This is a genomic window from Altererythrobacter sp. C41, assembly GCF_016803135.1.
In the GTDB taxonomy this organism is placed as follows: domain Bacteria; phylum Pseudomonadota; class Alphaproteobacteria; order Sphingomonadales; family Sphingomonadaceae; genus Pelagerythrobacter.
On record NZ_JAEVFE010000002.1, the window covers coordinates 402,054 to 426,451 of the forward strand.

General features: G+C 68.7%; 25 protein-coding genes. 11 read left to right on the forward strand and 14 right to left on the reverse strand.

Going from position 1 to position 24,398, the window contains the following annotated elements; all coding sequences use genetic code 11:
- The first annotated feature begins 15 nt into the window (after window positions 1-15).
- Genes ruvA through ruvB form a run of 3 tightly spaced genes read left to right on the forward strand, consistent with a single transcriptional unit; the run spans window position 16 to window position 2,077 of the window.
- Window positions 16-615: a Holliday junction branch migration protein RuvA gene (gene ruvA / locus JNO53_RS05845; RefSeq protein ID WP_203108606.1), complete on the forward strand. Its 600-nt coding sequence runs from the start codon at window positions 16-18 to the stop codon at window positions 613-615.
- Window positions 612-1,028 carry a DoxX family membrane protein gene (locus tag JNO53_RS05850; RefSeq protein ID WP_203108608.1) on the forward strand — a complete coding sequence of 139 codons (417 nt, stop codon included), beginning with the start codon at window positions 612-614 and terminating at the stop codon, window positions 1,026-1,028. Before ruvA ends, JNO53_RS05850 begins: the two co-directional genes overlap by 4 nt.
- The gene (ruvB, locus tag JNO53_RS05855; protein ID WP_203108610.1) at window positions 1,025-2,077 is read left to right on the forward strand and encodes a Holliday junction branch migration DNA helicase RuvB; all 1,053 of its coding nucleotides are present in this window, start codon (window positions 1,025-1,027) and stop codon (window positions 2,075-2,077) included. The genes JNO53_RS05850 and ruvB overlap by 4 nt, the downstream gene beginning before the upstream one ends.
- Window positions 2,078-2,586: 509 nt before the next feature.
- Here the strand turns inward: ruvB and JNO53_RS15345 are convergent.
- Both JNO53_RS15345 and acnA read right to left on the reverse strand, forming a co-directional pair.
- On the reverse strand, window positions 2,587-3,171 hold the full coding sequence (locus tag JNO53_RS15345) for a hypothetical protein (protein ID WP_238401659.1): 585 nt from the start codon (window positions 3,169-3,171) through the stop codon (window positions 2,587-2,589).
- A gap of 100 nt (window positions 3,172-3,271) precedes the next feature.
- A complete protein-coding gene (acnA, locus tag JNO53_RS05865; protein WP_203108614.1) occupies window positions 3,272-5,944 on the reverse strand; it encodes an aconitate hydratase AcnA in 2,673 nt (890 codons plus the stop codon).
- A gap of 191 nt (window positions 5,945-6,135) precedes the next feature.
- Here acnA and JNO53_RS05870 point away from each other — a divergent pair, with 191 nt between their 5' ends.
- Window positions 6,136-6,306 (forward strand): hypothetical protein, encoded by a 171-nt coding sequence (locus JNO53_RS05870; protein ID WP_203108615.1) that lies wholly within the window; start codon window positions 6,136-6,138, stop codon window positions 6,304-6,306.
- Here JNO53_RS05870 and JNO53_RS05875 read toward each other — a convergent pair.
- On the reverse strand, window positions 6,303-7,220 hold the full coding sequence (locus JNO53_RS05875) for a DMT family transporter (RefSeq protein ID WP_238401661.1): 918 nt from the start codon (window positions 7,218-7,220) through the stop codon (window positions 6,303-6,305). The genes JNO53_RS05870 and JNO53_RS05875 overlap by 4 nt on opposite strands.
- 117 nt (window positions 7,221-7,337) lie before the next feature.
- Between JNO53_RS05875 and JNO53_RS05880 the strand changes: the two genes are divergently transcribed.
- Window positions 7,338-8,804, forward strand: a complete 1,467-nt coding sequence (locus tag JNO53_RS05880; protein ID WP_203108616.1) for a L,D-transpeptidase family protein — start codon at window positions 7,338-7,340, stop codon at window positions 8,802-8,804.
- 50 nt (window positions 8,805-8,854) lie between these two features.
- On the opposite strand, the gene JNO53_RS05885 is transcribed toward JNO53_RS05880, so the two are convergent.
- On the reverse strand, window positions 8,855-9,571 hold the full coding sequence (locus JNO53_RS05885) for a murein L,D-transpeptidase catalytic domain-containing protein (protein WP_203108617.1): 717 nt from the start codon (window positions 9,569-9,571) through the stop codon (window positions 8,855-8,857).
- 78 nt (window positions 9,572-9,649) lie between these two features.
- Here JNO53_RS05885 and JNO53_RS05890 point away from each other — a divergent pair, with 78 nt between their 5' ends.
- Together JNO53_RS05890 and JNO53_RS05895 are read left to right on the forward strand one after the other, a co-directional pair.
- Window positions 9,650-10,141: a hypothetical protein gene (locus JNO53_RS05890; protein WP_238401662.1), complete on the forward strand. Its 492-nt coding sequence runs from the start codon at window positions 9,650-9,652 to the stop codon at window positions 10,139-10,141.
- 173 nt (window positions 10,142-10,314) lie between these two features.
- Entirely contained in the window at window positions 10,315-10,650 is a 336-nt protein-coding gene (locus JNO53_RS05895; RefSeq protein WP_203108618.1) for a GIY-YIG nuclease family protein, read from the forward strand.
- Window positions 10,651-10,692: 42 nt separating this feature from the next.
- On the opposite strand, the gene ispG is transcribed toward JNO53_RS05895, so the two are convergent.
- Window positions 10,693-11,838, reverse strand: a complete 1,146-nt coding sequence (gene ispG / locus JNO53_RS05900; protein WP_203108619.1) for a flavodoxin-dependent (E)-4-hydroxy-3-methylbut-2-enyl-diphosphate synthase — start codon at window positions 11,836-11,838, stop codon at window positions 10,693-10,695.
- A gap of 71 nt (window positions 11,839-11,909) precedes the next feature.
- Between ispG and JNO53_RS05905 the strand changes: the two genes are divergently transcribed.
- From JNO53_RS05905 to JNO53_RS05915, 3 genes are all read left to right on the forward strand, one after another.
- Complete coding sequence (locus JNO53_RS05905) at window positions 11,910-12,923, forward strand: CorA family divalent cation transporter (protein WP_203108621.1); 1,014 nt, start codon at window positions 11,910-11,912, stop codon at window positions 12,921-12,923.
- A gap of 146 nt (window positions 12,924-13,069) precedes the next feature.
- Complete coding sequence (locus JNO53_RS05910) at window positions 13,070-13,807, forward strand: hypothetical protein (RefSeq protein ID WP_203108623.1); 738 nt, start codon at window positions 13,070-13,072, stop codon at window positions 13,805-13,807.
- A gap of 55 nt (window positions 13,808-13,862) precedes the next feature.
- The gene (locus JNO53_RS05915) at window positions 13,863-14,861 is read left to right on the forward strand and encodes an isoaspartyl peptidase/L-asparaginase (protein WP_203108626.1); all 999 of its coding nucleotides are present in this window, start codon (window positions 13,863-13,865) and stop codon (window positions 14,859-14,861) included.
- A 28-nt stretch (window positions 14,862-14,889) separates the two neighbouring features.
- Here JNO53_RS05915 and bla read toward each other — a convergent pair whose 3' ends face one another.
- The 9 genes from bla to JNO53_RS05960 form a co-directional block, all read right to left on the reverse strand.
- Window positions 14,890-15,789 (reverse strand): class A beta-lactamase, encoded by a 900-nt coding sequence (bla, locus tag JNO53_RS05920; RefSeq protein ID WP_203108628.1) that lies wholly within the window; start codon window positions 15,787-15,789, stop codon window positions 14,890-14,892.
- Window positions 15,786-16,247 (reverse strand): GNAT family N-acetyltransferase, encoded by a 462-nt coding sequence (locus tag JNO53_RS05925; protein ID WP_203108630.1) that lies wholly within the window; start codon window positions 16,245-16,247, stop codon window positions 15,786-15,788. Before JNO53_RS05925 ends, bla begins: the two co-directional genes overlap by 4 nt.
- 41 nt (window positions 16,248-16,288) lie before the next feature.
- Window positions 16,289-17,206 (reverse strand): RDD family protein, encoded by a 918-nt coding sequence (locus JNO53_RS05930; protein ID WP_203108632.1) that lies wholly within the window; start codon window positions 17,204-17,206, stop codon window positions 16,289-16,291.
- Window positions 17,203-18,255, reverse strand: a complete 1,053-nt coding sequence (locus tag JNO53_RS05935; RefSeq protein ID WP_338015306.1) for a stage II sporulation protein M — start codon at window positions 18,253-18,255, stop codon at window positions 17,203-17,205. Before JNO53_RS05935 ends, JNO53_RS05930 begins: the two co-directional genes overlap by 4 nt.
- Entirely contained in the window at window positions 18,252-19,583 is a 1,332-nt protein-coding gene (locus tag JNO53_RS05940) for a DUF58 domain-containing protein (protein ID WP_203108634.1), read from the reverse strand. Before JNO53_RS05940 ends, JNO53_RS05935 begins: the two co-directional genes overlap by 4 nt.
- A 172-nt stretch (window positions 19,584-19,755) precedes the next feature.
- On the reverse strand, window positions 19,756-20,712 hold the full coding sequence (locus tag JNO53_RS05945) for an AAA family ATPase (RefSeq protein ID WP_443111163.1): 957 nt from the start codon (window positions 20,710-20,712) through the stop codon (window positions 19,756-19,758).
- A 2-nt stretch (window positions 20,713-20,714) separates the two neighbouring features.
- Entirely contained in the window at window positions 20,715-22,007 is a 1,293-nt protein-coding gene (locus JNO53_RS05950) for a DUF4350 domain-containing protein (protein ID WP_203108638.1), read from the reverse strand.
- On the reverse strand, window positions 22,004-22,663 hold the full coding sequence (locus tag JNO53_RS05955) for a DUF4129 domain-containing protein (protein ID WP_338015307.1): 660 nt from the start codon (window positions 22,661-22,663) through the stop codon (window positions 22,004-22,006). Before JNO53_RS05955 ends, JNO53_RS05950 begins: the two co-directional genes overlap by 4 nt.
- Window positions 22,664-22,727: 64 nt before the next feature.
- The gene (locus JNO53_RS05960; RefSeq protein WP_203108640.1) at window positions 22,728-23,636 is read right to left on the reverse strand and encodes a prephenate dehydratase; all 909 of its coding nucleotides are present in this window, start codon (window positions 23,634-23,636) and stop codon (window positions 22,728-22,730) included.
- Between the two features lie 122 nt (window positions 23,637-23,758).
- Between JNO53_RS05960 and JNO53_RS05965 the strand changes: the two genes are divergently transcribed.
- On the forward strand, window positions 23,759-24,391 hold the full coding sequence (locus JNO53_RS05965; RefSeq protein WP_203108642.1) for a c-type cytochrome: 633 nt from the start codon (window positions 23,759-23,761) through the stop codon (window positions 24,389-24,391).
- Window positions 24,392-24,398: the final 7 nt, after the last annotated feature.

Below are 24,398 nucleotides of genomic sequence, written 5' to 3' on the forward strand. Positions count from 1 at the left end.
GGGCAGGAACAAAGCATGATTGCGAAGCTGAAGGGCCTGCTCGACGAAACCGGTGCGGACTGGGCGGTGATCGACGTCGCGGGCGTCGGCTACCTCGTCCACTGTTCGTCGAAGACGCTCGCCGCGCTGGGCGATGTGGGCGAGGCGTGCACGATCTACACCGACCTGCAGGTGAGTGAGAACGACATGCGCCTGCTCGGTTTCGCGGAAGCAGCCGAGCGGGACTGGTTCCGGCTGCTGACGCAGGTGCAGGGCGTGGGCGGCAAGGTCGCACTGGCAATCCTTTCCGCGCTCTCGCCGGGCGAGCTGCAGGCGGCCTGCGCGGGAGGCGACGCGGCGATGGTGGCGCGCGCGCAGGGTGTCGGCCCGAAGCTGGCGAGCCGCATCGTCAACGAGCTGAGGGACAAGGCCGGGGCGCTACCAGGCGGAGGTGCGGGCGCGGTGCCAGCCACCCCCGCCGGCGGTGCCAGCGCCGACGCGGTCTCTGCCCTCGAGAACCTGGGTTTCAAGCCTGCGGTGGCAGCTCGCGCCGTCGCCGCGGCGCAGGGCGAACTTGGCGAAGGCGCCAGCGAGAGCGACCTGATCCGCGTCGCGCTGAAGAGGGCAGCGGGGTGAGGCTGGCACTCGGCCATCTCTCCCGCTGGAGCGATCTTACGCTGTTCGGCCTGCGCGCGCTGACCGGCGGCTTCCTGATCCACGAGACCTGGGACAACGTGACCAGCCGCGCGCGGATGAACGAGTTCGTGCAGTTCCTCGACCAGTTCGGGTTCCCCCTGCCGTGGCTGCTCGCGCCGTTCTCAGTCGCGGTCCAGTTCGGGTGCGGCGCCCTGCTGATCGCGGGTCTGTTGACCCGCTGGGCCGGGCTGCTGATCGCCGCCAACTTCACTGTCGCGATCGTCATGGTGCATTGGAACGAGCCGTTCCGCGGCTGGTGGCCGGCGATCGTGCTGGTGTTCCTGGGCCTTCATTTCGCTGCGTCGGGATCGGGCAAGTTCGGCGTCGACCGGTTCTTCGGGAGAGGCCGGTGAACCTCGACGATCCCGACCGGCTGACCGCACCCGATCGTCAGAGCGGCGATGTCGACGCCGCGCTGCGCCCGAAGTCCCTGGGCGAGTTCATCGGGCAGGAGGCGGCGCGCGAGAACCTGCGCGTGTTCATCGAGAGCGCACGGTCGCGCGGGGAGGCGATGGACCATGTGCTGTTCTTCGGGCCCCCCGGCCTCGGCAAGACGACGCTGGCGCAGATCGTCGCCAAGGAGCTCGGGGTCGGCTTTCGCGCCACCAGCGGGCCGGTGATCGCCAAGGCGGGCGATCTGGCAGCGCTGCTGACCAATCTCGAACCGCACGACGTGCTGTTCATCGACGAGATCCATCGGCTCAATCCGGTGGTCGAGGAAGTGCTGTATCCGGCGATGGAGGACCGCGCGCTCGACCTCATCATCGGCGAAGGCCCCTCGGCGCGCAGCGTGCGGATCGACCTGCCGCCCTTCACGCTGGTCGGCGCGACCACGCGGCAGGGCCTGCTGACGACGCCGCTGCGCGACCGGTTCGGCATTCCGGTGCGGCTCAACTTTTACACCCACGAGGAACTCGATCTCGTCGTCAGCCGCGGCGCGCGGCTGCTGGGGATGGAGATCGACCCTGCGGGCGCGCGCGAGATCGCGCGCCGCAGCCGGGGCACGCCGCGCGTCGCCGGGCGGCTGCTGCGCCGGGTGCGCGACTTCGCGCATGTCGCGGGCATAGGTGGGTCTCAGGGGGGCACGGTGACGCGCAAGGTCGCGGACGAGGCGCTGACCCGGCTGGAGATCGATCGCCTCGGCCTCGATGCGATGGACCGGCGCTATCTCACCATGATCGCGACCACCTATCGGGGCGGCCCTGTGGGCGTGGAAACGCTTGCCGCCGGGCTCTCGGAGCCGCGCGACACGGTCGAGGAAGTGATCGAGCCCTACCTGATCCAGCTCGGCCTGGTGGCCCGCACGGCACGCGGGCGGTGCCTCAACGAATCGGGCTGGACCCACCTCGAGATGACGCCGCCCAAAGGCGCGCAGTCGGGCTTGTTCGACGAAAATCCCTAACGGGAAGGCAAGGAATTCCGCGGTTTTCGCCCCAACGCGGGACAAGTCGCGCCAGCACGCGGTTTTCGGCCGGTTTTCTTCGGCCGGGGCCTCCGAAAAGTGGTTAAAACGATTGCCGCGTTAGCTGCGTTGCGTTCCCATGGCATGACAAGGAGCCATCCGTGACCGGGTTCGCCGGCCGCCGGGCTCCGCGCAACGAGAGAACTTGTCATGTCGGTAAAGATGGCTCTGGCGAAACTGTCCGTGACTGCGGTCGGCGGCGCGCTGCTCGCAGGCGGCGCGGTCCACGTGGCCGAGAAGCAGATCACCGACACGCCTTCGTACAAGTCGGACAAGATTCAGCCGGTCCGCTACATCAAGGAATCGCCCAAGATCGTAAGGCGCGCGGTGCCCGAGGAACGGCGCAAGCGGCGCGTGGTCGAGCGCGAGGTCGAATGCGTGCCGGCGGGGCCGGCGGCACCCGCGCACGCACTGCCCGCACCCGCCTACGACGAGGAGTGCCCTCCGGCCTACCAGGTCGCGATGGTGCCGGTGCCGCTGCCTCCTGCGCCCCCGATTTCGGGCGGTAGCAGCGGCGGTGTGACGGTGATCGGCGGCAGCGGCGGCTTCGGCGGTTTCGGCGGAGGGTTCTTCGGCGGCTTCTTCGGTGGCGGGAGCAGCAGCGGCGGCAACGTCGTGGTAACCTCGACCACGTCGGGCAGCTCCACCTCGACCTCCACCGGCGGCAGCTCCACCTCGTCGGGGGGTAGCTCCACCTCCACCTCTTCGGGTGGTAGCTCGACCTCGACTTCGACCGGAGGCAGTTCGACCTCGACCTCCACGGGCGGGAGCTCGACCTCGACCTCGGGCAACGTGTCGACCAGCACCTCGACTTCGGGCAACGTCACCAGCAGCACGAGCACTAGCAGTTCCACCAGCACGTCGAGCAGCACCAGTTCGAGCACGAGCAGCTCGACCAGCTCGAGCACGTCGTCCTCGACCAGCACGTCCTCCAGCACCGGCGGTACCACCAGCGGCACGCAGGTGCCGGCCCCGCCGATGACGATCCTCTTCGGCCTCGCCGTCGCAGCGGTGCTCGGCCGGCGCAAGTTCAAGGCGGCGAAGGCGGCTTAGACCCGCCCTTCGCCACTCCCACGAGAAAGGGCGGCCCCCGCGAGGGAGCCGCCCTTTTTTTGCGTCCGCGATGCCTGCGCGTTACGCGGCCAGCTTGCGCAGCACGTAGTGGAGGATGCCGCCGTTGCGGTAGTATTCCATCTCGTTGGCGGTATCGATCCGGCACTTGGCGGTGAAGGTGAAGCTCTCGCCGTTCGCACGGGTCACTTCGACCTCCACATCCTGCGCCGGCTTGAGATCGGCCAGACCCTTGATCGTGAAGCTGTCGTCGCCCGTCAAGCCCAGCGTCTCGCGCGTGTCGCCGCCGCTGAACTGCAGCGGCAGCACGCCCATGCCGACGAGGTTCGAGCGGTGGATACGCTCGAAACTCTCGACGATCACCGCGCGCACGCCCAGCAGGATCGTGCCCTTTGCGGCCCAGTCGCGGCTGGAGCCGGTGCCGTATTCCTTGCCCGCGACCACGACCAGCGGCGTGCCGTCGGCCTTGTGCTTCATCGCCGCGTCGTAGATCGCCATCTGCTCGCCGTCGTAAGCGGTGAAGCCGCCTTCGACGCCGGGGACCATCTCGTTGCGGATGCGGATGTTGGCGAAGGTGCCGCGCATCATGACTTCGTGGTTGCCGCGGCGCGAGCCGTAGGAGTTGAAGTCCGCCTTCGCGACCTGGTTCTCGATCAGGTACTTGCCTGCCGGGCTGTCTTCCTTGATCGAGCCGGCCGGGCTGATGTGGTCGGTGGTGACGCTGTCGCCGAGGATCGCGAGCGGCTTCGCATCGATGATATCGGTCACCGGCGCCGGCGTCATGCTCATGCCCTCGAAATAGGGCGGATTGGCGACATAGGTGCTGCCCGGACGCCACTGGTAGGTGTCCGATCCGGTGACGTCGATCGCCTGCCAGTGCGCGTCGCCCTTGTAGACGTCGGCATAGCGCGCCTCGAACATGGCGCGGTCGATCGCGCCCGAGCGGATCTGGGCGACTTCGTCGTTGCTCGGCCAGACGTCCTTGAGGAAGACATCGTTGCCCGCCTGGTCGGTCCCGAGCGGGGTCGTGGTGATGTCCTGCGTCACCGTGCCCTTGAGCGCGTAGGCGACCACCAGCGGCGGGCTGGCGAGGAAGTTCGCCCGCACGTCGGGGCTGACGCGGCCTTCGAAGTTGCGGTTGCCCGAAAGGACCGAGGCGGCGACGATGTCGTTGCCGTTGATCGCCTTGCTGATCGGCGGCGCAAGCGGGCCCGAGTTGCCGATGCAGGTCGTGCAGCCGTAGCCGACGAGATCGAAGCCGAGCGCGTCGAGATGGTCCTGCAGGCCCGCCTTCTCGAGATAGTCGGTGACGACCTGCGACCCGGGCGCAAGGCTGGTCTTGACCCACGGCTTCGGCTTCAACCCGCGCTCGTTCGCCTTCTTGGCGACGAGACCGGCGGCGATCAGCACGTCGGGGTTGGAGGTGTTGGTGCAGCTCGTGATCGCGGCGATCACCACGTCGCCGTCGCCGATGTCGTGTTCCTTGCCCTCGACCGCGACGCGCGCGGGCTCGCTCTTGCCGTAGAGCTTCTTCAGGTCCGAGTTGAACAGCTCGTCGACCTCGGGGAGAATGACCTTGTCCTGCGGGCGCTTGGGGCCGGCGAGGCTGGGGACGACCGCGCCGATGTCCAGCTCGAGCGTCTTGGTGAAGATGGGCTCGTTGTCCGGCTCGAACCACATGCCCTGCTCGCGGCTGTAGGCCTCGACGAGTGCGATCGTCTCCTCGCTGCGACCGGTCAGGCGCATGTAGTCGAGCGTCTTGCCGTCGATGCCGAAGAAGCCGCAGGTCGCGCCGTATTCGGGCGCCATGTTGGCGATCGTCGCGCGATCGGCGAGGCTCAGCGTCGAGACGCCCGGGCCGTAGAATTCGACGAAGCGGCCGACCACGCCCACCTCACGCAGCATCTGCACGCAGGTGAGCACGAGGTCGGTCGCGGTCACACCCTCCGCGAGCGAGCCGGTCAGCTTGAAGCCGACGACTTCGGGGATCAGCATCGAAACCGGCTGGCCGAGCATGGCCGCCTCGGCCTCGATCCCGCCGACGCCCCAGCCCAGCACGCCGAGACCGTTGACCATCGTGGTGTGGCTGTCGGTGCCGACGCAGGTGTCGGGATAGGCGACCATCTGGCCGCCTTCGTCCTGGCTCGACCACACGCCCTGCGCGATGTGCTCGAGGTTCACCTGGTGGCAGATGCCGGTGCCCGGCGGCACGGCGGAGAAGTTGCGGAAGCTCTTGGAGCCCCACTTGAGGAAGTCGTAGCGCTCGGCATTGCGCGCGTATTCGAGCTCGACGTTCTTCTCGAACGCCTTGGGGTGGCCGAACTCGTCGACCATGACCGAGTGGTCGATCACGAGGTTGACCGGCACCTGCGGGTTGATCTTGGCGGTGTCGCCGCCGAGCTTGGCGATCGCGTCGCGCATCGCGGCGAGGTCGACCACGCAGGGCACGCCGGTGAAGTCCTGCAGCAGCACGCGGGCCGGGCGGTACTGGATTTCCTCGCCGGTAACCGGGTTCTTCTGCCAGTCGGCGATCGCGCGGACGTGTTCCTCGCCGACGGTGAAGCCGCCGTCCTCGAACCGCAGCATGTTCTCCAGCAGGACCTTGAGCGAGAAGGGGAGACGCGAGACGTCGCCGACTTTCTCCGCCGCCTTGGCGAAGGAGTAATAGGCGTAGTCCTTGCCGTTCACGGTGAGGGTGGAGCGGGTCTTGAGGCTGTCCTTGCCGACCTGGGTCATGCTGTGCGTCGTCCTTTCGTGAATGGCGTCCGCCGCCTGCGCTCCGGCGGAAGAGTCGCGATTTTGCCGCGGCACCTGCGCGTTCGCGCGCGAGGCGTCAAGGGCGCGCGCCCGGAACCGTGCGGTGCGCCGGGGCATTGGTTCTGCGAAACGGGCCGCCAGCCGAGCGCGCGGCCGAGTGGAGAGACACGATGATCGACCATGCGAAAACGGATTCCGATCCGCGCGATGCCGTGCGCGCTGCGGTTCTCGCCGGGGCGCTTGCCGTCGCCGCCTGCTTCGGTGCCGCGGCGACCTTCGCCGGCCAGCCGGCCGAAGCGGCCGAAGCGGCGCAGGTGCACCAGCCGGAGCAGCGGCGCTAGAGCGCGCTTTGCTCGGGCCGGCGGCGCGCGGCGATCCAGCAGCCGACTACGATCAGCGCCGCGCCAGCGACCGTGCCGGGGCCGAGTTCCTCGCGGAAGAACAGCCAGCCGAACAGCGCGGCCCAGAGGAAGGCCGAATACTCGATCGGCAGGAGCACCTGCGTCTCGGCCCGCGCATAGGCCCAGGCCAGCGCGATTGCGGCGCCCGTGGCGAGCAGCGCGGCCGCGCCGATGTCGCGCCAGGCGGCCGGGTCCGGCACGATGAACAACAGCGGGGCGAGCGGCAGCAGAGTGAGCGTGACCACGCCGTTCTGGAATGTCGCGACTTCGAGGGGCCGGGCGACGAGCGCCTGCTCGCGCTGGATCACCAGATTCCAGGCGTAGAGCAGCGTCGAGAATGCCATCGCCGACAGGCCCAGCACGGCATCGCGGTCGAGCTCCTGGGTTCCGAGCTTGCCGGTGACGATCACCACCACGCCCGCCAGGCCGAGCAGTGCGGCGATCACCGCTCGCCGCTCGATCGTCTCCCCCAGCAGGATCGCGGCAAGATAGAGCGCGATCAGCGGCGCCACGAAAGAGAGTGCGATCGCTTCCGCCAGCGGCAGGCGCACGAGCGCGAAGAAGAAGGTGAGCGCCATGAAGGCAACGACGATCCCGCGCTTCAGGTGAATGCGCAGCACGTGCCGTGCCGGCCAGCGCCCGCCGAGCCCGAGCCAGAAGGGAGCGACGACCGCGAACCCGATCGCCGTGCGCAGCACCAGCGCGCTATAGGCACCGACCGCGATCGCGGCCGACTTCATGAACGCATCCATCGCTGCGAACAGCGCGATTCCCGCCACGGTGACGAGGATGGGCAACTGGCGGTGCTCGGGAAGCATCGCAGCGGCCATAGGCCGGGTGTTGCGGCGCGTCATCAGCCATCTGAATTCAGCCGCCAGTCAGCCGCGGTGCTTGATGCGCATGTTTCGTTAAGGCAAATTCGCACCGGCCCTCGCTGCGACCAGAGGTGCCGGGGGTTAGAGACAGAGACAATGACCAGCAAACTTTCGCCAATCTTCCTTGCCGCCGCATCGCTGACGGTGCTCCACCCCGCCGCCGTCGCGGCGCAGCAGCAGGCGCCGGAGAACCTCCTGCCGGAATCGCAGGCGGTCGGCCAGTATCCGGTCAGGCCGGACAACGACGTTGTCGCCAGCGAGCCGGCGCGGCCCGTTCGCCCGGTGCCGCCGGCGCCGGTCGCTGCGCCCGGCGATCCGGTCCGCACGATCGCCAAGGAAGTGGTCCAGCAGTTCGAACCGGCGGTCCAGCCCTGGACGGTCGCGAACGCGGAGCAGCTGGCGACCGTCATCGCCGGGATCGGCACCGAAGGGCTCGACCCTGCCGACTATGACGAGCTGGCCCTGCGCCAGGCGATCGCGGGTGGCCCGGGCGAGCAGCTCGACCAGGTGGCGAGCCGCGCCTTCGCCTGGCTGGTAGAGGACATGCGCGATGGGCGCACGCCGATGGAGGCGCGCAAGCAGTGGTTCGTGGTCGATCCCGATCCCGACCGCTACCGCACCGGCGACGTGATGGCCGGGGCGCTTGCCAGCGGCGACATCGCGGGCGCACTGCAGAATCTTGCGCCGCTCCACCCGGATTACGCCAAGCTCAAGGCCGAACTCGCCGCGACCCCGGCGGGGGAGGCCTCCAAGCGCAAGCTGATCCGCGCCAACATGGACCGCTGGCGCTGGCTCGCGCGTGATCTCGGCAACCAGTACCTGATGACCAACGTGCCCGAGTTCCAATTGCGGCTGACGGTCAACGACAAGATCCTGCGGACCTACAAGACGATCGTCGGCAAGCCGGGCCGCACCGCGACCCCGCAGCTCGCCGAGACGGTGGAAGGGGTGATCTTCAACCCCAACTGGACGGTGCCGCAGTCGATCGTGAAGGGCGAAGGGCTCGGCGCGCGGGTGCTCGGCAATCCCGGGTGGGCGCGGGCCAACGGTTACAAGGGCTGGCGCGACAAGGAGACCGGTTTCGTCACCGTCGTCCAGCAGCCCGGGCCGGGCAACTCGCTCGGGCTGATGAAGCTCGACATGCCCAATCCGCATGCGATCTTCCTGCACGACACGCCTTCGCGCCACTTGTTCAACAACGCCAACCGCGCGCTCAGCCACGGGTGCATCCGAACCGAGCGGGCGAGCGAACTGGCGATCACGCTGGCGATCCTCGCGCAGGCTCCCAAGACCGACGAGGAGCGCAAGGTGGCGGCCGGGGAAGCGGTCGAGATCCTGAAGTCGGGCGAATACACGAAGGTCCCGTTCACCACGCGGATGCCGGTCTACATCACCTATTTCACGATGGGCACCGATATCGACGGCGAGATGCGCAGCTTCAAGGATATCTACGGCCGGGACGCTCCGGTCCTCGCCGCACTCGACCAGCCCCGCCAGGAGAACCGGGCGCGGCGCACGAGCGAGGAAGCGGTCGAGATCATCGACGACATGAAGACCACCTGAGAGGTCTCGCTTTCCGTCATCCCGGCTTTCGCTGGGATGACGAAGAGTGGTCAGTAGACGCCCGGGTTCAGGATGTCCTCGCCGCGGGGCGGCTGCGGCGTCAGCGGCGTGATCTGGCCTGCACCCTGGGCGGGGCGCGGGACGGTGGTGCCGTCCGCCGCCAGGCCCAGGCGATCGGCGAAGAGTACGCGGCCGCCGCCGAGCTGGAGCAAGGCCAGCTTGAAGTCCGCGTCGCCCATCGCGAAACAGCCGTTGGAACGGCCGAGGCGGCCCCAGCGGGCGAGGTGCTCGGGCTCCGCATAGGCGGCGCGGTGCATCACGATCGCGCGGTCGAGCGCGTTCGAATTGTCCGCCTCCAGCCCCTCCAGCCGGATCGAAGTGCCGAACTGCCCGGTGTACCAGCCGTAGGTCATGTAGGCGCCGCGGCTGGTGCAAAGCGATTCGGGCACATTGGAGAACCAGTTGAGCCATCCGTCGTGCTCCGGATCGGAGCCGCTGCCGTGCGTGACGAGGTACGAATCGACCCGCCCCGCCTCGAGATTGACGAAGTGGAAGCGCGGCTCCGAACTGCGCAGCCCGAAGTCGGCGATGCCGACGATGTCGGTGCGCCAGAGGATCGATCCCGCCTTCTGCTGTTCCCGCTTCGCGATCTCCGCCAGGATCGCGTCGCGCGGGTTTCCACCCCGCACTTGCGCCGGGAGGCGGGAGGGGAGAGCCATGGTTGCGCCCAGCGCCAGGGCGCCCTTGATGATACCGCGTCTGTTCATTGTCGGACCCTAGCATAGCAAGCGGTAACGGGAGCGTGAACGGGGAACGGCCCCCGTCATCCACGCGTTTGGCGGAACATGAAGCAAATCTTCCTTCCGATGCTGCTCGCGCTCGGCGCCTGCACCGGCGCGCCGCCGCCCGAAGCCGCTCCGCCGCCGTCGGTAGAGGAGAGCACGCCGGAAGGTCCCACCGCCACCCGCATCCTCAGTCAGGACGCCGCGCATCGGCTGCGCAACAACAGCGGTATGACATTGCAATGGATCACCTGGGACCGGCGTGGCGACGTGGAGGTGACGGTCGACGCGAACGGCGTCTGGCATCTGTTGGGGTCGCAAAGCGCGCAGGACGGGCCGGGGCGCGTGACGGTGGAGGGCGTGGTGACCGAGATCGGCGCCGACTACTTCCTTCTTGATGGACGCGTGACGATCACCGACACGCCCGATCCCGGCCGCCAGTGCGCTGCCGACAAGGTCTGGCGCTTCGGTGTGACGCAGGGTCGCCAGTACTGGCGGCTGCGCGAATTCGAATGGTGCGACGGCCTGACGGATTACATCGACATATATTTCTGAGCGGTTGAACGGGGGCGCACTCCCCGCTCTCTCCCTCTCCGTCATCCTGAACTCGTTTCAGGATCCATGCCGCCTCCCTTGGAAGGAGCACCCCGGCGGAAATTAATCCGAACCCGACCTTCTTCTGTCATGCTGAACTTGGTTCAGCACCCATTCCCCGGCACTTTCCGTCCATGCCTATCGAGCGCGATCCGTGCGTCTATATCCTCGCCAGCGGGCGCTATGGCACGCTCTACATCGGTGTCACCAGCGACCTGATGCAGCGGCTTTATGAGCACCGCGAAGCCGTCACCGGGGGATTCACAAGCCGATACAAGGTCCACCGGCTCGTCCGCTACGAGATGTTCGACGACATGGAAGGGGCGATCCTGCGCGAGAAGCAGCTCAAGCGCTGGCATCGGCAGTGGAAGATCAACCTGATCGAAAGCGAGAACCCGCATTGGGCGGACCTGGCGGTGGGGTTGGGCCTTGAACCGCTGGCGCCGCGTGGGCGGCGGCATGGATCCTGAAAGGAGTTCAGGATGACGGAGAGGACGGAGAGAAAAGGCCCGCTACTCCGCCGCCTCGGGCACCGCGTCCGCCTGACCGGCGTCGCTCATGTCCGCTTCGATTTCGGCGGCCTTCTTCTCGACCAGCTCGACGATGTGGTCGAGCATGTCGGCGTCGGCGACGTGGTGGTCGGTCACGCCCGAGAGGTAGACCATGTGCTTGCCCTTGCCGCCGCCGGTGATGCCGATGTCGGTTTCGCGCGCCTCGCCCGGGCCGTTGACGACGCAGCCGAGGACCGAGAGCGAGAGCGGGGTCTTGATGTGCGAGAGCCGCTCCTCCAGCGCCTGGACGGTGCGGATCACGTCGAAGCCCTGCCGCGCGCAGGACGGGCACGAGACGACGCGCACGCCGCGGGTGCGCAGGCCGAGGGCCTTGAGGATCTCGAACCCGACGCGCACTTCGTCTTCCGGTTCGGCCGAAAGCGAGACGCGGATCGTGTCGCCGATCCCGGCCCAGAGCAGGTTGCCGATGCCGATGCTGGACTTGACCGTACCGCCGATCAGCCCGCCGGCTTCGGTGATTCCGAGGTGCAGCGGGCAGTCGACCGCTTCGGCGAGACCCATGTAGGCGGCGACCGCGAGAAACACGTCGCTCGCCTTCACCGCAACCTTGTATTCGTGGAAGTCGTGGTCCTGCAGCAGCTTGATATGGTCGAGCGCGCTCTCGACCAGCGCCTCGGGGCACGGCTCGCCGTATTTCTCCAGAAGGTCTTTCTCGAGGCTGCCGGCATTGACCCCGATGCGGATCGCGCAGCCGTTGGCCTTGGCCGCGCGGACGACTTCGGCCACACGCTGGTCACTGCCGATATTGCCGGGGTTGATCCGCAAGCAGGCCGCGCCCGCATCCGCCGCTTCGAGCGCGCGCTTGTAGTGGAAATGGATGTCGGCGACGATCGGAATGTTCGACGCGCGCACGATCAGCGGCAGCGCGGCGGTCGCGTCCTCGGTCGGGCAGGAGACGCGGATGATGTCGGCCCCGGCGTCCTCGCAGCGGCGAATCTGATCGATCGTCGCTGCCGCGTCCTCGGTCGGCGTGTTGGTCATCGTCTGCACGGTGATCGGCGCATCACCGCCCACCGGCACTTTGCCGACCATGATCTGACGGGACTGGCGGCGCGCGATCGTGCGCCACGGGCGTATCTCGGACATGGCCCGGCATATAGGCGCGTGCCGATGAAGGAGCAATGACAGCGCCCGGCGTTTGCGGCATGGAAGGGGCAATGAACGATCTGGCCGATCCGACCGACGAGAACGAAGACGAAACCGCGATGCTGTTCGGCCGCGTGCTCGACGGCAGGGGCGCGGCGCGGTCGATCGACTGGGGCGAGGCCCAAGGCTGGCGGCCGGCCGCGGCGGGCGAGGTGCTGTGGCTTCACTTGCGGCGCACGCATGCCGGCGTTTGCGACTGGCTCCAGGCCGAACTCGGCATTCCGGAGCCGACCGCCCGGCTGCTGACCAGCGATGCGACCCGCCCGCGCGGGTTCCGCGAGGGCGAAACGCTGGTCGCGATGCTGCGCGGGATCAACTTCAACCCCGGTGCCGCCCCGGAGGACATGGTCTCGATGCAGTTGTGGAGCGACGGCACGCGACTGGTCACCCTGCGCCGGGCGCCGCTGCAGACGCCGCAGGATACGCTGCTGGAATTCGAAGCGGGCACGGGCCCGGTCGACGCAGGCTCGCTGGTCACGTCGCTGACCGGTCACATGGTGCAACGGATGAACGCCGCGATCGTCGACATGAACGACGAGATCGACCGGCTGGAAGACCTCGATATGGAGGAGGAGAGCAACGAGGAGGTGCTCTCCAACGCCGTGGCGATCCGCCGGAACTGCCTTGCACTCCAGCGCCACATGGGGCCGCAGCACGTCGCGCTGGAGGCGATCGCGCGCGATGCGCCGGCCTGGTTCGAAGCGCACGACCGGCGCGAGATCGCGGAGACCATCGCGCTGCTGCGCCGCTTCCTCGACGATATCGACATCAGCAAGGAAAGCGCGGTCGTTCTGATGGACGAGCTGCGCGCCCGCTCGCTCGCGGGATCGGAACGCACCAATTACCTGCTGACGATCGTGGCGGCGATCTTCCTGCCGCTGACGTTCCTCACCGGACTGCTCGGGATCAACGTCGGCGGAATACCCGGGGCGGACGATGGCGCGGCCTTCTGGATCGTGGTCGGCCTGTGCGCGGCGATCATGCTGACCCAGCTCGCGCTGTTCCGGAAATGGAAGTGGCTCTGATCGCGCCCGGATGCGAACACTGCCCCGCGATGGGACAGGAGGCGCAGCAGGCAAGGGTTAAGCATAACCGTTAACCGCGGTCTCCGCGCGGGATCGCTATGATCGCGCGTTTCCGCTCGGGTGCGGAACCCATCGGAGAACATGCAATGCAGCCCAGGGCTCTCTTTCGCGAGGCCGTCGCGGTCCTGACCGAGATCGCCTTCTCGCGCAGCCTGCGCACGGCGGCACTGTTCCTGCTTCCCTATGCAGGCGTGCTCGTCGGGCTCGACGTCGCAGCACACTACGGCGAGCTGACCGAAGCGCACCTGCCGGTGCAGTTCTTCCTCGCCAGCGACGGCGGCTTCGGAGAATGGCTGGAATACTCGCTGACTTTCGCGGTGGCGGCGATGCTGTTCGTGATGTGGCGGTGGGACGGGGCGAGCGTCTATCTCGCCAACGCGCTGCTGTTCGCCTGGCTGACGCTCGACAACAGCATCGAGATTCACGAGCGTTTCGGGCACGCCTTTGCCGGGGCCTTCGCCGGCTGGCCGTTACCTGTGAAACCCAACGATATCGGCGAGGCGAGCCTGTTTCTCGCGATCGGCGCCTTCTGGCTGGTCGCGCTGTTCGTCAGCCTGCGCCACGCGCGCCTGCGGGCGGCGGTGGAATCGTTGATCCTGGCCGGTTGTGTCGCGGTGGCGGCATTCTTCGGCGTAGTGGTCGACATGATCGTCGTCTGGGGCCCGCATACGCAAGCCATGATCGAGATCGAGACCTTCATCGAGGACGGCGGCGAGTTCGCGATGCTCTGCGTGGCCTTCCTGATCGCGGTCGCGCTGTTCGACGCCGCCCGGCGGCGGCGTGGCTGGGATTCGCGTCCGGCCGAGATCGCCGCACCGGGCTGAACGCGCCGCAACTTCACCCTTGCCCTCGGCCGAAGCCGCGCTAGCCTCCCCGGCCATGATCAAGCTTTCCGCGCTGCTCGCACTTCTCGCTCTCGCCCCGATGGGCTCGCTTTCCGCGCAGGAGGCGGAGGAGACGCCTGGCTGGTCGCTCGCCATTCACGGCGGGGCGGGTACGCTCAAACGCGAGAACATGAGCGCCGAGCAGGAGGCGGAATATCGCGCCGCCATGCAGGCCGCGCTCGACGCGGGCGCGAAAGTGCTCGGCGAAGGCGGCAGCGCCATGGACGCAGTCGAAGCGGTGATCGTGCTGCTGGAGGACGATCCCAAGTTCAATGCCGGACGCGGCGCCGTGTTCACCTGGGACGGGAAGAACGAGCTCGACTCCTCGATCATGGACGGCAGCACGCGCGCGGCGGGGGCGGTCGCGGGGGTTACCACCGTGCGTCATCCGATCCGCCTCGCGCGCGCGGTCATGGAAGACGGTCGCCACGTCTTCCTCTCCGGCCCGGGCGCCGAGCAGTTTGCGGCGGAGAAGGGTCTCGAGATCGTGCCGCCCGAATGGTTCGCGACCGAGCATCGCCGCAAGCAACTGGAGAAGATGAAGGCGGAGAACCTCGCCGCGCTCGACGTGGAGTTCAAGTTCGGCACCGTGGGCGCGGTGGCGCGCGATTCCGCGGGGCACCTCGCCGCCGGCACCTCGACCGGGGGGATGACGGGTAAGCGCTGGGGCCGGATCGGCGATTCGCCGGTGATCGGCGCGGGCACCTGGGCCGACGACCGCGCCTGCGCTGTCTCGGCCACCGGCTCGGGCGAATACTTCATCCGCGCCGGTGTCGCGCACGCGATCTGCGCGCGCATGCTGCTTGCGGGCGAAGGCGTGCAGCAGGCCGCCGACGCGGTGATCGCCGACGTCGGGGAACTGGGCGGAGACGGCGGGGTGATCGTCGTATCGAAGGACGGTGAGGCCGTGTTCAGCTTCAACACCCCCGGCATGTACCGCGGCCGCGCGACCAGTAAGGGTGTGAACGAAGTCGCGATCTTCGCGGGGGAATAGTTTCGGGGCTCCCTCATTCGGGTGGGGTTCAGCCCGCCCCGGCATACCTCGCAATAACGCGCCCGACTTCTGCGAGCACGGCTTCGGACGCGGGATCGGCTGCCGTGTGCTGGCGCGCGGCGCGGAAGTAGGCGGCGAAAGTCAGCGGCGCGCGGTTCGGCGGCTCGACATAGCCGACATCGACATAGACGCTGCCCATGCCCGGCGCGAGCGAAGTGCCGGTCTTGTCGCCCGAGGGCCATGCGGTCGGAAGCCCGGCCCGCACCCGCTTCGTGCCCGTGCTGGTCTCGGCCATCCATAGCTTGAGCGCGGCGCGCGCCGCCTCGCCCAGCGCATCGCCGTAGAGCAGCTTGCCCAAGGTGCGCGCCATGGCGGCGGGGGTGGTGGTGTCCTTGATCTCGCCGGGCGGCACCAGGTTGAGCTCGGGTTCGTAGCGGTCGAGACGGCTCGTCTCGTCGCCGATCGAGCGCCAGAACGCGGTCAGCCGCTCGGGCCCGCCGATCCTCCGCAGAAGGACGTTCGCCGCCGTGTTGTCGCTCAGCTTCTGGGTGAACTCGGCCAGCTCGCGCAGCGTCGCGCCTTCCTCCAGCCGCTCCTTCGCGAACGGCGCGTAGGCGAGCAGGTCGTCCTCGGTCCAGGTGACGTGCTCGCCCGCGTCGATCGCGCCGGTCTCGTCGAGGTGCAGCACGAGCGCGGCGAGCGAGAGCTTGAACGAGGACAAGTGCGGGAAGCGCGCATAGTCTGCGTGGCCCCAGACACGGCCCGTGCCGGTATCGAGCGCCGCGACGCCGAGCGTGCCGTTGCCCTGCGCCTCGACGATCCGCAGCAGCGCGCCGAAACGCCCGGCGAGGTCGCGCTCGATCGGCACGCAGGCGCCCGCCGCCAGCGCGAGTCCGCTCGCGAGCGCGGTTCTGCGGTCGATCGTCACAGCCACTTCTCCATGCACAGGCTGAACTCGTCGGAGACATAGTCGCCGAACGCCGGGCATTCGGCAAACCCGTGCTTTTCGTATAGCCGCAAGGCCGGCCGGAACGCTTCGGGCCGTCCGGTCTCCAGCCCGACCCAGCGGTAGCCCCGCGCCCGCGCCTCGCCCAGCAGGTGGAGCAGGACCGCCTCGCCCGCACCCTTGCCGCGGTATGCCGGGGCTGCGCGCATCGACTTGAGCTCGCCGCGGTCGGCCGCCAGTTCCTTCAGCGCGCCGACGGCCGCCAAGGCCGCGCCGTCGCGCACGACGTAGAACGTCATGTCCGGCGCGCGCAGCCGCTCGGCCGGCAGCGCGTGGACCTTGCAGGCTGGCGACCAGCGGTGCATTTCGTCGAGGTGGAGCTGGAGCAGCGCGAGCACCTCGGCGTCCTCCAGCGGGTCCTGCGCGATCCGGTATTCCATCGCGGCCCTTGTGCGCCGCCCGGCACCGACGGGCAAGTGGCCTAGCTGAACTTGTCCGCCTTGCGCTTGCCGAAGCGCATGTCGCTTTCGAGCCGGGCGCGGAGCTGGGCGTAGAACGCTTCCAGGAACGCCCGCTCGTCGCCGTTGCCGGGGTTCCAGCCGATCTTGCGGCAGATTGCCTGATGGACCGATTCGAGCGCTTCGGGCCTGCCGTCGCGCAGCACGCGTTCGAGCGTCTGTAACTCGTACTCGCCGTAGATCGAAAGCTCGGCCTCCCCGAAGCGGTACTCGGCGCCGGTAAGCGCGCTTGCCCCCTCGCGCGCGGCGCCTTCGGTCGAAAGCGTCTCGGCCAGCGCGGCGCGCGGCGCCTCGACCACCCAGGTCCCGGCGATCAGGTCGCCCGCGCGCAGGGCGTCGCGATTGAAGAACGGAAACAGCAGGAAGACGAGGAACCATGCGGCGGCGGCGATGCCGGCCGCGCCGGTCTCGCCGCTCGGCGCGCTCATCAGGAACACGATCGGCAGGAACAGTTCGATGTCGCGCAGCAGATTGCGTGCGACGACCGCCTCGGGCGTCAACCGCCCGCCTTCGCGCGACGCGACCCGGATGCCGGTGGCGCGCTTGCCGAACGTCGCTCCGCGGGGGCCCATTTCCATGATCATGAAATAGCCGTTCCACAGCAGGAACCAGAACAGGGTCCAGAACACCGCGATGAATTCGACCGCGCCGCTCGTCTCGCCGCTGCCGCCGATGGCTTCGAAAAGCCCGCCGGCAATCCAGATCAGCGCCAGCGTGACGACGATGCTGGTGACGAACATCAGCGTCAGGTCGAGCAGCAGCGCCCCGGCACGCGCGCCGCGGCTGGCGACGGTGAAGGGCAGCGCGATCCCTTCGGGCGTGACGACGTCGCGGCGGCGCTTCGCGCGGTGCGCGAGATGCGGGGCGGCCCCGGCCGTCATGCCTTTCTCTCCTGCCCGAAGGCGAAGAAGTAGGCGAGCCAGAACAGCAGCATGACGCAGCCGATGATCAGGCGCCCCTCCGTCCCGAGCAGTTGACGCGGAAAGGCCTCCAGCAGGGCGGCGGCGACGAGCATCAGCACCACCCCGACCATGACCTGCGCCCCGCGGCGCCCGCTCTCGGCCGCGGCGGCGAGGATCGAGCGGTTACCGGGGAAGGCCATCGAACGGCCGATGTGCATGCCCGCCGCACCTGCAAGCAGAATCGCGAAGAGCTCGGTCGTCCCGTGCACGCTCAGCCAGGCGGCGAATTCGAGCGTCAGGCCGGCGTCCGCGTAGAGCCACAGCATCGCGCCGAGTATCGCCATGTTGTGCACCAGCAGCATCAGCGAAGGGATGCCGAAGGCGAAGCCGAGCGCGAAGGCGAGGATCGATACCCCAGCATTGTTGCTGAACAGGAAGGCTGCGAAGGTGGACATGCCCTGCGCGTCCTTCTCCACTTGCAGGCTTTCGAGCAACACCTCGCGGCTCGCGCCGGGCACGCGCGTATCGGCGAACTGGACCGGGACGAAGGCGTAATACCACTCGCGGTCCTGCGCGACGAGCAGCCAGCCCGTGATCGTGCCGGCCACCATCACCGCCAGCGCGATGCAGATGTCGAGCCAGATCGCGCGGATTGCGCGGCTGAGCCCCCCGCCGAGAAATCCGCGCAGCCAGGCGACGAAGCCGTGGCGCGGCCCGTAGACCTGGAACCAGGCGCGCTGAACCAGCGAATCGAGATATTCGAGCGTCGCCGCGTCGAGCGAAGTCTCGCGCGCCACCGCGAGGCTCGAGGCGGCGGTGCGGTAAAGTGCCGGCAGCGCCAGCACGTCGTCATCCGATAGACCGCGCAGCCGCCCCTTCTCCATTCGCCCGACGATGTCCTCCAGCCGCCGCCAGTCGTGCTCGCGCTCCAGCCGGAAGCGATCGGAGCGCAGCGCGGCTGCTTCGATGTCGGGCGGCGAGGCGACTTCGGCCTTGCCGAACAGCGTTTTGAGAATGGGGGCTTTCACCCGATCGCCTCCGCGCGCTTGATCTCGAGATAGCGGTCGATCAGGCGGTAGCCGATCCGGTCCCACGGCGCCTCGATGATGTCGACGCCCATCTGCCGCAGCCGCTGGAGCACCAGCGCGCGCTGGCGTAGCAGGGTATCGGCGGTGACCGCGGTCGCGAGCGCGTCGAGCGTCTCCGGTTCCGCGGCGGACATCGCGGCGAGGTCCTCGTCCTCCATGGTCACGAACAGCACCAGGTGCCTGTCGACCAGCCGACCGACGCTCTCGATCATCAGTTCGGCGCCGGTCGGGTCGGTGAAGTCGGAGAACAGCACGATCAGCGAGCGGCGCTGGAGCCGAGCGGAGAGCGTCGCCAGCGCAAGCGTGAAGTTCGGCTCCTCCGCGTGATAGTCGAGCCCGGCGGCGGCGCGCTGGAGGCGGTGGAAATTGCGCGAATCGCCGACGAACGGCGTCGACAGCTCGGGCCGCCGGGCGAAACCGAACAGCGCCACCCGGTCGCCGCCCTTGAGTGCCACGTAGGACGCCGTGAGCGCCGCGGTGACCGCGCGGTCGATCCGCGGCAGGCCGCCGACCGGCTCGCACATCGCCTGGCCGCAATCGAAGGCGAAGACGATCTGGTTGTTGCGCTCGCTCTCGTTCTCACGCGCGTAGAGCCGCGTGTGGCGCGCGCTGGCCTTCCAGTCGATCCGGCGGCGGTCCATGCCGGGCTCGTACTCGCTCAGCGCCTCGAACTGGGTGCCTTCGCCGCGAATGCGGCGGGCGATCAGGCCGAACTGGGCATCGCGCAGGAAGGTCTGCAACTCGGGGCTGCGGACCGGGGCGAGATCGGGCCAGATGCGGATCGTCCGGCCGAGTTCGTGGCTGACCTGCCGCGCACCGAGACCGAGTGGTCCGGTCCAGCGGAGCCAGACGCGTTCGATGGGAGCGGTGCCCCGGCGCGAGGGTGTGACCTCGGCCGTTCCGTGCCAGGTGCCGGTCGCAGGGTCGAACGGAGCGGCAAACTGCGCGCCGCCGCTCGGATCGAGCCGCGGATCGACGGCGAGGGCAACCTCGACCGGCGCACGCGCGGCGCGCCCGGCGATTTCGGCCAGGACCGCGACAGTCAACGGCTCGCCGACTTCGGCATCGGCAGGCGCATGAAGCCGCCAGTCGGTCATCCGCCCGGCAAGTGCGCCGTCGAGCAGCGCCAGCACGAGCAGCGCCACCCCGACCGCTGGCGCGATCACCCATGCCCCCGGCGCGGCCGCCGCGATCACCAGCGCCAGCGGCGCCGCCAGAGCGGCGAGCCACGCGGTGCGGGCGGTGGGGACGATGGGGAAGGCTTTCACCGATCCTCCCCATTTTTCCGCAGGACAAATGGGGAGAGGGACCACGAGAGGCGTAGCGGCTCGTGGTGGAGGGGCAATGCGTGACGTGGCCCCTCCGTCACCCGCCTGCGGCGGGCGCTACCTCCCCATTTGCGCCTTGCGGCGAAAATGGGGAGGATCGGATTTCCTGCGTTCACCGCGGGGCCTCGGTGCTTTCGACGAGATCGGCGACCAGCGTCTCGATCTCGCGGCCTTCGATCTCGGCGGCCGGGCTCAGGACGAGGCGGTGGCGGAGGACGGCGGTCGCGAGGGCCTTCACATCGTCGGGGATCACGTAGTCACGTCCCTCCAGCGCAGCGCGGGCGCGGGCGGCATTGGCGAGCAGCACGGCCGCTCGCGGGCTGGCGCCGCTCGACAGGTCGGTGCTCTCGCGCGTGGCGCGCACCAGCCGCACGACGTAGTCGACGATCTCCTTCGCTACGGTCACGCCGCCGAGCGCCGCGCTCGCCTCGGCCAGCCGCGCAGCGTCGGTGACGGCGGTCACGCCCAACTCCGCCGGCCGCGGCGGGCCCTGCCGTTCGCCGAAGCGGGTGACGATCGCGGCTTCCTCTTCCTCGCTCGGATAGGGAACGAGCAGCTTGAACAGGAACCGGTCGAGCTGCGCCTCAGGTAGCGGGTAGACGCCCTGGTTCTCGATCGGATTCTGCGTCGCCACGACCATGAAGCGGTCGGGCAGCGCGTGCGTCTCCCCGTCCAGCGTCACGCGCCGTTCCTGCATCGCTTCGAGCAGCGCGGCCTGCGTCTTGGGCGGCGTGCGGTTGATCTCGTCGGCCAGCAGCAGCTCGCAGAAGATCGGCCCGCGCGTCAGCGTGAACTGGCTGGTCTGGAAGTTGAACAGGTTGGAGCCGAGGATGTCGCCCGGCAGCAGGTCCGGGGTGAACTGGATGCGGCCGTAGTCGAGCCCGAGCGCGCAGGCGAAGCACTGCGCGAGGAAGGTCTTGGCCGTGCCGGGCGGCCCTTCGAGCAGCACGTGCCCTTCGCTCACCAGCGCGACGAGCAGGTGGTCGATCGTCGCGTCCTGACCGACGATCGCCTTGCCCACTTCGCCGCGGATCGCCTGCGCCATCGCGCGGACATCGTCGAGCGTCATCGTCATCGGATCAGCTTCCTTTCGAGGGATTTGAGCGCGCTCGCGGCGCGCAGGATCTCATTCGGGCGGGCCGCCTCGCGCAGCGCTGCGGCGCTCTCGGCGAAGCCCGGTGCATCGGGCAGGCGTGTGGAGATCGCGCGGTCGAGCGTCTCGTCGTCGGACCCGCGCAGGCGCAGGGCAGCGGCAAGACGCTGGCGCATCGTCTCGATGTAGGGCCCGGTCAGCAGATGCAGGCGCCGCGTGCGCAGAATGAACGCCGCGCCGTTCGCGACCAGCCGACGCTTGCCGAAAGCGATCGCGCGCGCCTCCGCGAGCGGCGGGCCGAAGCGGCGGAAGGCGCGCCAGGCGACCACGATCATCGCCAGCGCGAGGCACAGCGTGGCGGCGAGAAAGGGCGGCGCAAAGGCGAGCGTGAGCAGGTTCTGCGTCCGCCCGAGGCCGTTCAGTGTCAGATCGAACACGATGGGCAGGTCTTCCCCCTCCATCGCCAGATCGATGATCTCGTGCGCCAGCGCCGCACGCTCGCGGTCGGCCATGCCGTAGTTGTCGAACAGATCGGGCTCGGCCACGACCATGAAGTTCCACCGGCCGGTGTCGAGATCCTCCTCATCGGCCGGCTGTAGCCCCGCCGCCTCGTCGAGCACCGGGTAATACCCGCCGTCGTCGTAGTACCCGACGAGGATGTTGCCGTTGCTCGTGGTCACCAGCGGAATCATCGTCGCATCGGCGATCGTCTGGACCTGCGTGGGATCGGGCAGCGCGCCGCGCCGGGTGCCCGATTGCCAGTGCGGCCCTTGCGCCGGATCGAGCGGACCCAGCGCGAGCTTGGTCGCAAATTGCCCTTCGAACGCCTCGACCCACGATGGCATGCCGGCACCGCCGAGAAAGACCCAGCCCTCCTCCTTCTCGACCGGGACGACATCGGGGATCTCCATCGCGTACCACTTGGGCAGGATCAGGAGCGTGGGGCCGGCGTAGCGGCGATTGCCGATCAGCTCGGCGATCTCCTCTCCGTCGGCGAAGGCGGGCGGCGTCAGGATCAGCAGAGCCTCGCCATCGAGCGCTCCGGGACTGCGCGAAAGCGAGACCTCGTGCCCCTCGGCCTCGAGGATCTCGGCGATGGCGGCATACCCGGTCAGACCTTTCGCAGCGGCATGGCTGCCGCCGTCGTTGGGGCCGCGCGAAGTCTCCCCGGCACCGATGAAATAGAGCGTCGCTGCGAACGCGATGGCACCGAACAGCAACAGGCCGAGCACGACCCTTGGATTGAATGCCGGGGTGCCCTGGCCGGTCATACCGTGCGGCCCGGAAGGCGCTGGAGCGCAAACTCGGCGTAAGCGGCGCGCGCAGCCTGCCAGTCGTCGGCGCCCAGGCTGCGCAAGGCGAACAGGCTGCGCTCGACCCGCTCGGCGATCGCGGCGAAGGCCTCGCGCGCCGCTTCGGGCAGGGCGGCCAGCGAAGCGAGTTCGCGCGCCGTGCTCGAGGGTTCGACCCAGTCCGGGCGGACGGCAGCGATCTGGCCGACGCTGCGCTGGAGCAGCAGGCGCGTCGCCTCGTCGTATCGGCCCTCTGCGGCGAGCCTATCCGCGTCCTCGAGCAGAGCGAGCGCTTCGGTGCGGTCGGGGATCCATTCCGGCTCTTCCCCCGCGCGCCCCTGCGGCCTGCCGAAGAGGGGGGCGAGCAGCCGCCAGAGCAGGTAGCCAGCCAGCAGCACGCCGATGCCCAGCAGGACCCATTTGAACACCGGCCACGACATTCCGAGCGCGCGGCCGATCGGTGCGAAGAAATCGCCCAGCGCTTCGAGCAGGGCCATCAGCCAGCCGGGAGGCTCCTGTCGTTCGGGCAAATCGATCGGGGTGAACTGGATGGTGTCATCCGCACGAACGGCGTCCCAGCCGGTCCCGGCCGGTTCCGTTCCACCCTCCGCGATGTCCCCAGCGCCCCGTGCCACAGGGATGAGTGGTGGCAGGTCGCCGGGCGCTGCGCAAGCGCGATCGGCCCCGTGCCGGGCCGCGTCAGGGCCTGGCGCGCGCCTGGCGGTAGCTGCCGAGCAGGCGCAAGTCCTTGCAATGGAAGGCCAGCTCCTCGAACGCGCTGTCGACCCGCGGATCGCCCGGCGCGCCGACGATATCGGCGTAGAACATTGTCGCCGCGAAGCTCGCGCCCTGCTGATAGCTTTCGAGCTTGGTCATGTTGACGCCGTTGGTCGCGAAGCAGCCGAGCGCCTTGTAGAGCGCGGCGGGCACGTTCTTCACTTCGAACACGAAAGTCGTCATGGCCGTGTCGCCATCGAGGCTCGCCGGATCCAGCGGTTCGCGCGCGAGTACCACGAAGCGCGTGGTGTTGTCGGCGGCGTCCTCGACCCGGTCCTCCACCACCTCCAGCCCGTAGAGCTCGGCGGCGAGTTTCGGCGCGATCGCAGCCAGCCGGGGGTCGCCTTTCTCCGCCACGAAGGCGGCCGAGCCGGCGGTGTCGGCATGGCTCAGCGGCACGATCCCGCGCTCGCGCAGGAACATCCGCGACTGGCCAAGCGCCTGCGGGTGGCTGTAGGCCGCCTCGAACGGGCCGAAGCTTCCGTCGGCGTGGGGAATCGCCATCAGCGCGTGGGTGATCGGCATGAAATGCTCGCCCACGATCGACAGGCCGCTCTGGGGCAGCAGGAAATGGATGTCGGCGACGCGGCCATGCTGGCTGTTCTCGATCGGGATGATCGCGCAGCCGGCGCGCCCGTCCTTCACCGCGTCGAGCGCATCCTCGAATCCGAAGCATGGCAGCGGCAGGTAATCGGGCGCGGCCTCGCCCGCGGCGCGGTGCGAGTTGGCGCCCGGCGCGCCCTGAAAGGCGATCGCGCGCATCGGATTCTGCGCGGCTGCGGCGCGCATCCGCTCGACCATGGCGAGCGCGGGGGCGGGGAAGCTTTGCATCGAAGCCGGGCCCTAAGCGCGCCCCGCGCGACGGGCAAGAACTATGGCTTGCGCTTGCGAGGGGTGCCGATTAGAGCGGCGCGCGAAACAGCCACAATCGTCTTCCTCGGAACTCTTTGCGCATGAACGACCGTTTCAACACCGCCGCCGGATGGCTTCTTTTCGCGGGGATCGTCGGCCTCGGCCTGTCGAGCGTGAGTTCGCGCTATTTCGCAAGCCACGCGCCGGAAGAAGGCGGCTACCCGATCGAAGGCGCGATCGAAGAGGGCGGCGGCGAGGAAGCGCTGAACATCGGCATGCTGCTCGCGAATGCCGATCCGGCAGCGGGCGAAGCGGCCGCCACGGCGCGCTGCGGTACCTGCCACACCTTCAACCAGGGCGGCGCAGCCGGCCAGGGTCCGAATCTCTACGCGATCATGGGCACGACGATCGGCGCGCATGCTCCGGGCTTCGCCTACAGCGATGCGCTTTCCGGCCACGGCGGCAACTGGACTTACGAGAACATGTTCGCGTGGCTCGAAAGCCCGCGCTCGTTCGCGCCCGGCACCAAGATGAGCTTTGCCGGCCTCTCGAGCCCCGAAGACCGCGCGAACATCATCCGCTTTATGTACGAGAACGGCGGCGGCCCGGCACTTCCCGAAGCCGCTCCGGTGGAAGAAGCCGAAGCGGCCGCCGGCGACGAAGCCGAGACGCCCGAAGCCGAAGAGATCGCGCCCGGCGCCGATCAGACCAACCCGGTCGGCGAAGGCGCCTAAGACGACT

What these genes read in the sequence shown, in the direction of transcription:
- ispG (WP_203108619.1), bottom strand. Translation starts at nt 11,838, where the DNA reads ATGTCCGAGATACGCCCGTGGCGCACGATCGCGCGCCGCCAGTCCCGT.
- JNO53_RS05880 (WP_203108616.1), top strand. Translation starts at nt 7,338, where the DNA reads ATGACCAGCAAACTTTCGCCAATCTTCCTTGCCGCCGCATCGCTGACG.
- JNO53_RS05870 (WP_203108615.1), top strand. Translation starts at nt 6,136, where the DNA reads ATGATCGACCATGCGAAAACGGATTCCGATCCGCGCGATGCCGTGCGC.
- JNO53_RS05885 (WP_203108617.1), bottom strand. Translation starts at nt 9,571, where the DNA reads ATGAACAGACGCGGTATCATCAAGGGCGCCCTGGCGCTGGGCGCAACC.
- JNO53_RS05945 (WP_443111163.1), bottom strand. Translation starts at nt 20,712, where the DNA reads ATGACGCTCGACGATGTCCGCGCGATGGCGCAGGCGATCCGCGGCGAA.
- JNO53_RS05925 (WP_203108630.1), bottom strand. Translation starts at nt 16,247, where the DNA reads ATGGAATACCGGATCGCGCAGGACCCGCTGGAGGACGCCGAGGTGCTC.
- ruvA (WP_203108606.1), top strand. Translation starts at nt 16, where the DNA reads ATGATTGCGAAGCTGAAGGGCCTGCTCGACGAAACCGGTGCGGACTGG.
- JNO53_RS05910 (WP_203108623.1), top strand. Translation starts at nt 13,070, where the DNA reads ATGCAGCCCAGGGCTCTCTTTCGCGAGGCCGTCGCGGTCCTGACCGAG.
- JNO53_RS05895 (WP_203108618.1), top strand. Translation starts at nt 10,315, where the DNA reads ATGCCTATCGAGCGCGATCCGTGCGTCTATATCCTCGCCAGCGGGCGC.
- JNO53_RS05950 (WP_203108638.1), bottom strand. Translation starts at nt 22,007, where the DNA reads ATGACCGGCCAGGGCACCCCGGCATTCAATCCAAGGGTCGTGCTCGGC.
- JNO53_RS05905 (WP_203108621.1), top strand. Translation starts at nt 11,910, where the DNA reads ATGAACGATCTGGCCGATCCGACCGACGAGAACGAAGACGAAACCGCG.
- JNO53_RS05915 (WP_203108626.1), top strand. Translation starts at nt 13,863, where the DNA reads ATGATCAAGCTTTCCGCGCTGCTCGCACTTCTCGCTCTCGCCCCGATG.
- JNO53_RS05890 (WP_238401662.1), top strand. Translation starts at nt 9,650, where the DNA reads ATGAAGCAAATCTTCCTTCCGATGCTGCTCGCGCTCGGCGCCTGCACC.
- acnA (WP_203108614.1), bottom strand. Translation starts at nt 5,944, where the DNA reads ATGACCCAGGTCGGCAAGGACAGCCTCAAGACCCGCTCCACCCTCACC.
- JNO53_RS05960 (WP_203108640.1), bottom strand. Translation starts at nt 23,636, where the DNA reads ATGCAAAGCTTCCCCGCCCCCGCGCTCGCCATGGTCGAGCGGATGCGC.
- JNO53_RS05875 (WP_238401661.1), bottom strand. Translation starts at nt 7,220, where the DNA reads ATGACGCGCCGCAACACCCGGCCTATGGCCGCTGCGATGCTTCCCGAG.
- JNO53_RS05965 (WP_203108642.1), top strand. Translation starts at nt 23,759, where the DNA reads ATGAACGACCGTTTCAACACCGCCGCCGGATGGCTTCTTTTCGCGGGG.
- JNO53_RS05930 (WP_203108632.1), bottom strand. Translation starts at nt 17,206, where the DNA reads ATGACGGCCGGGGCCGCCCCGCATCTCGCGCACCGCGCGAAGCGCCGC.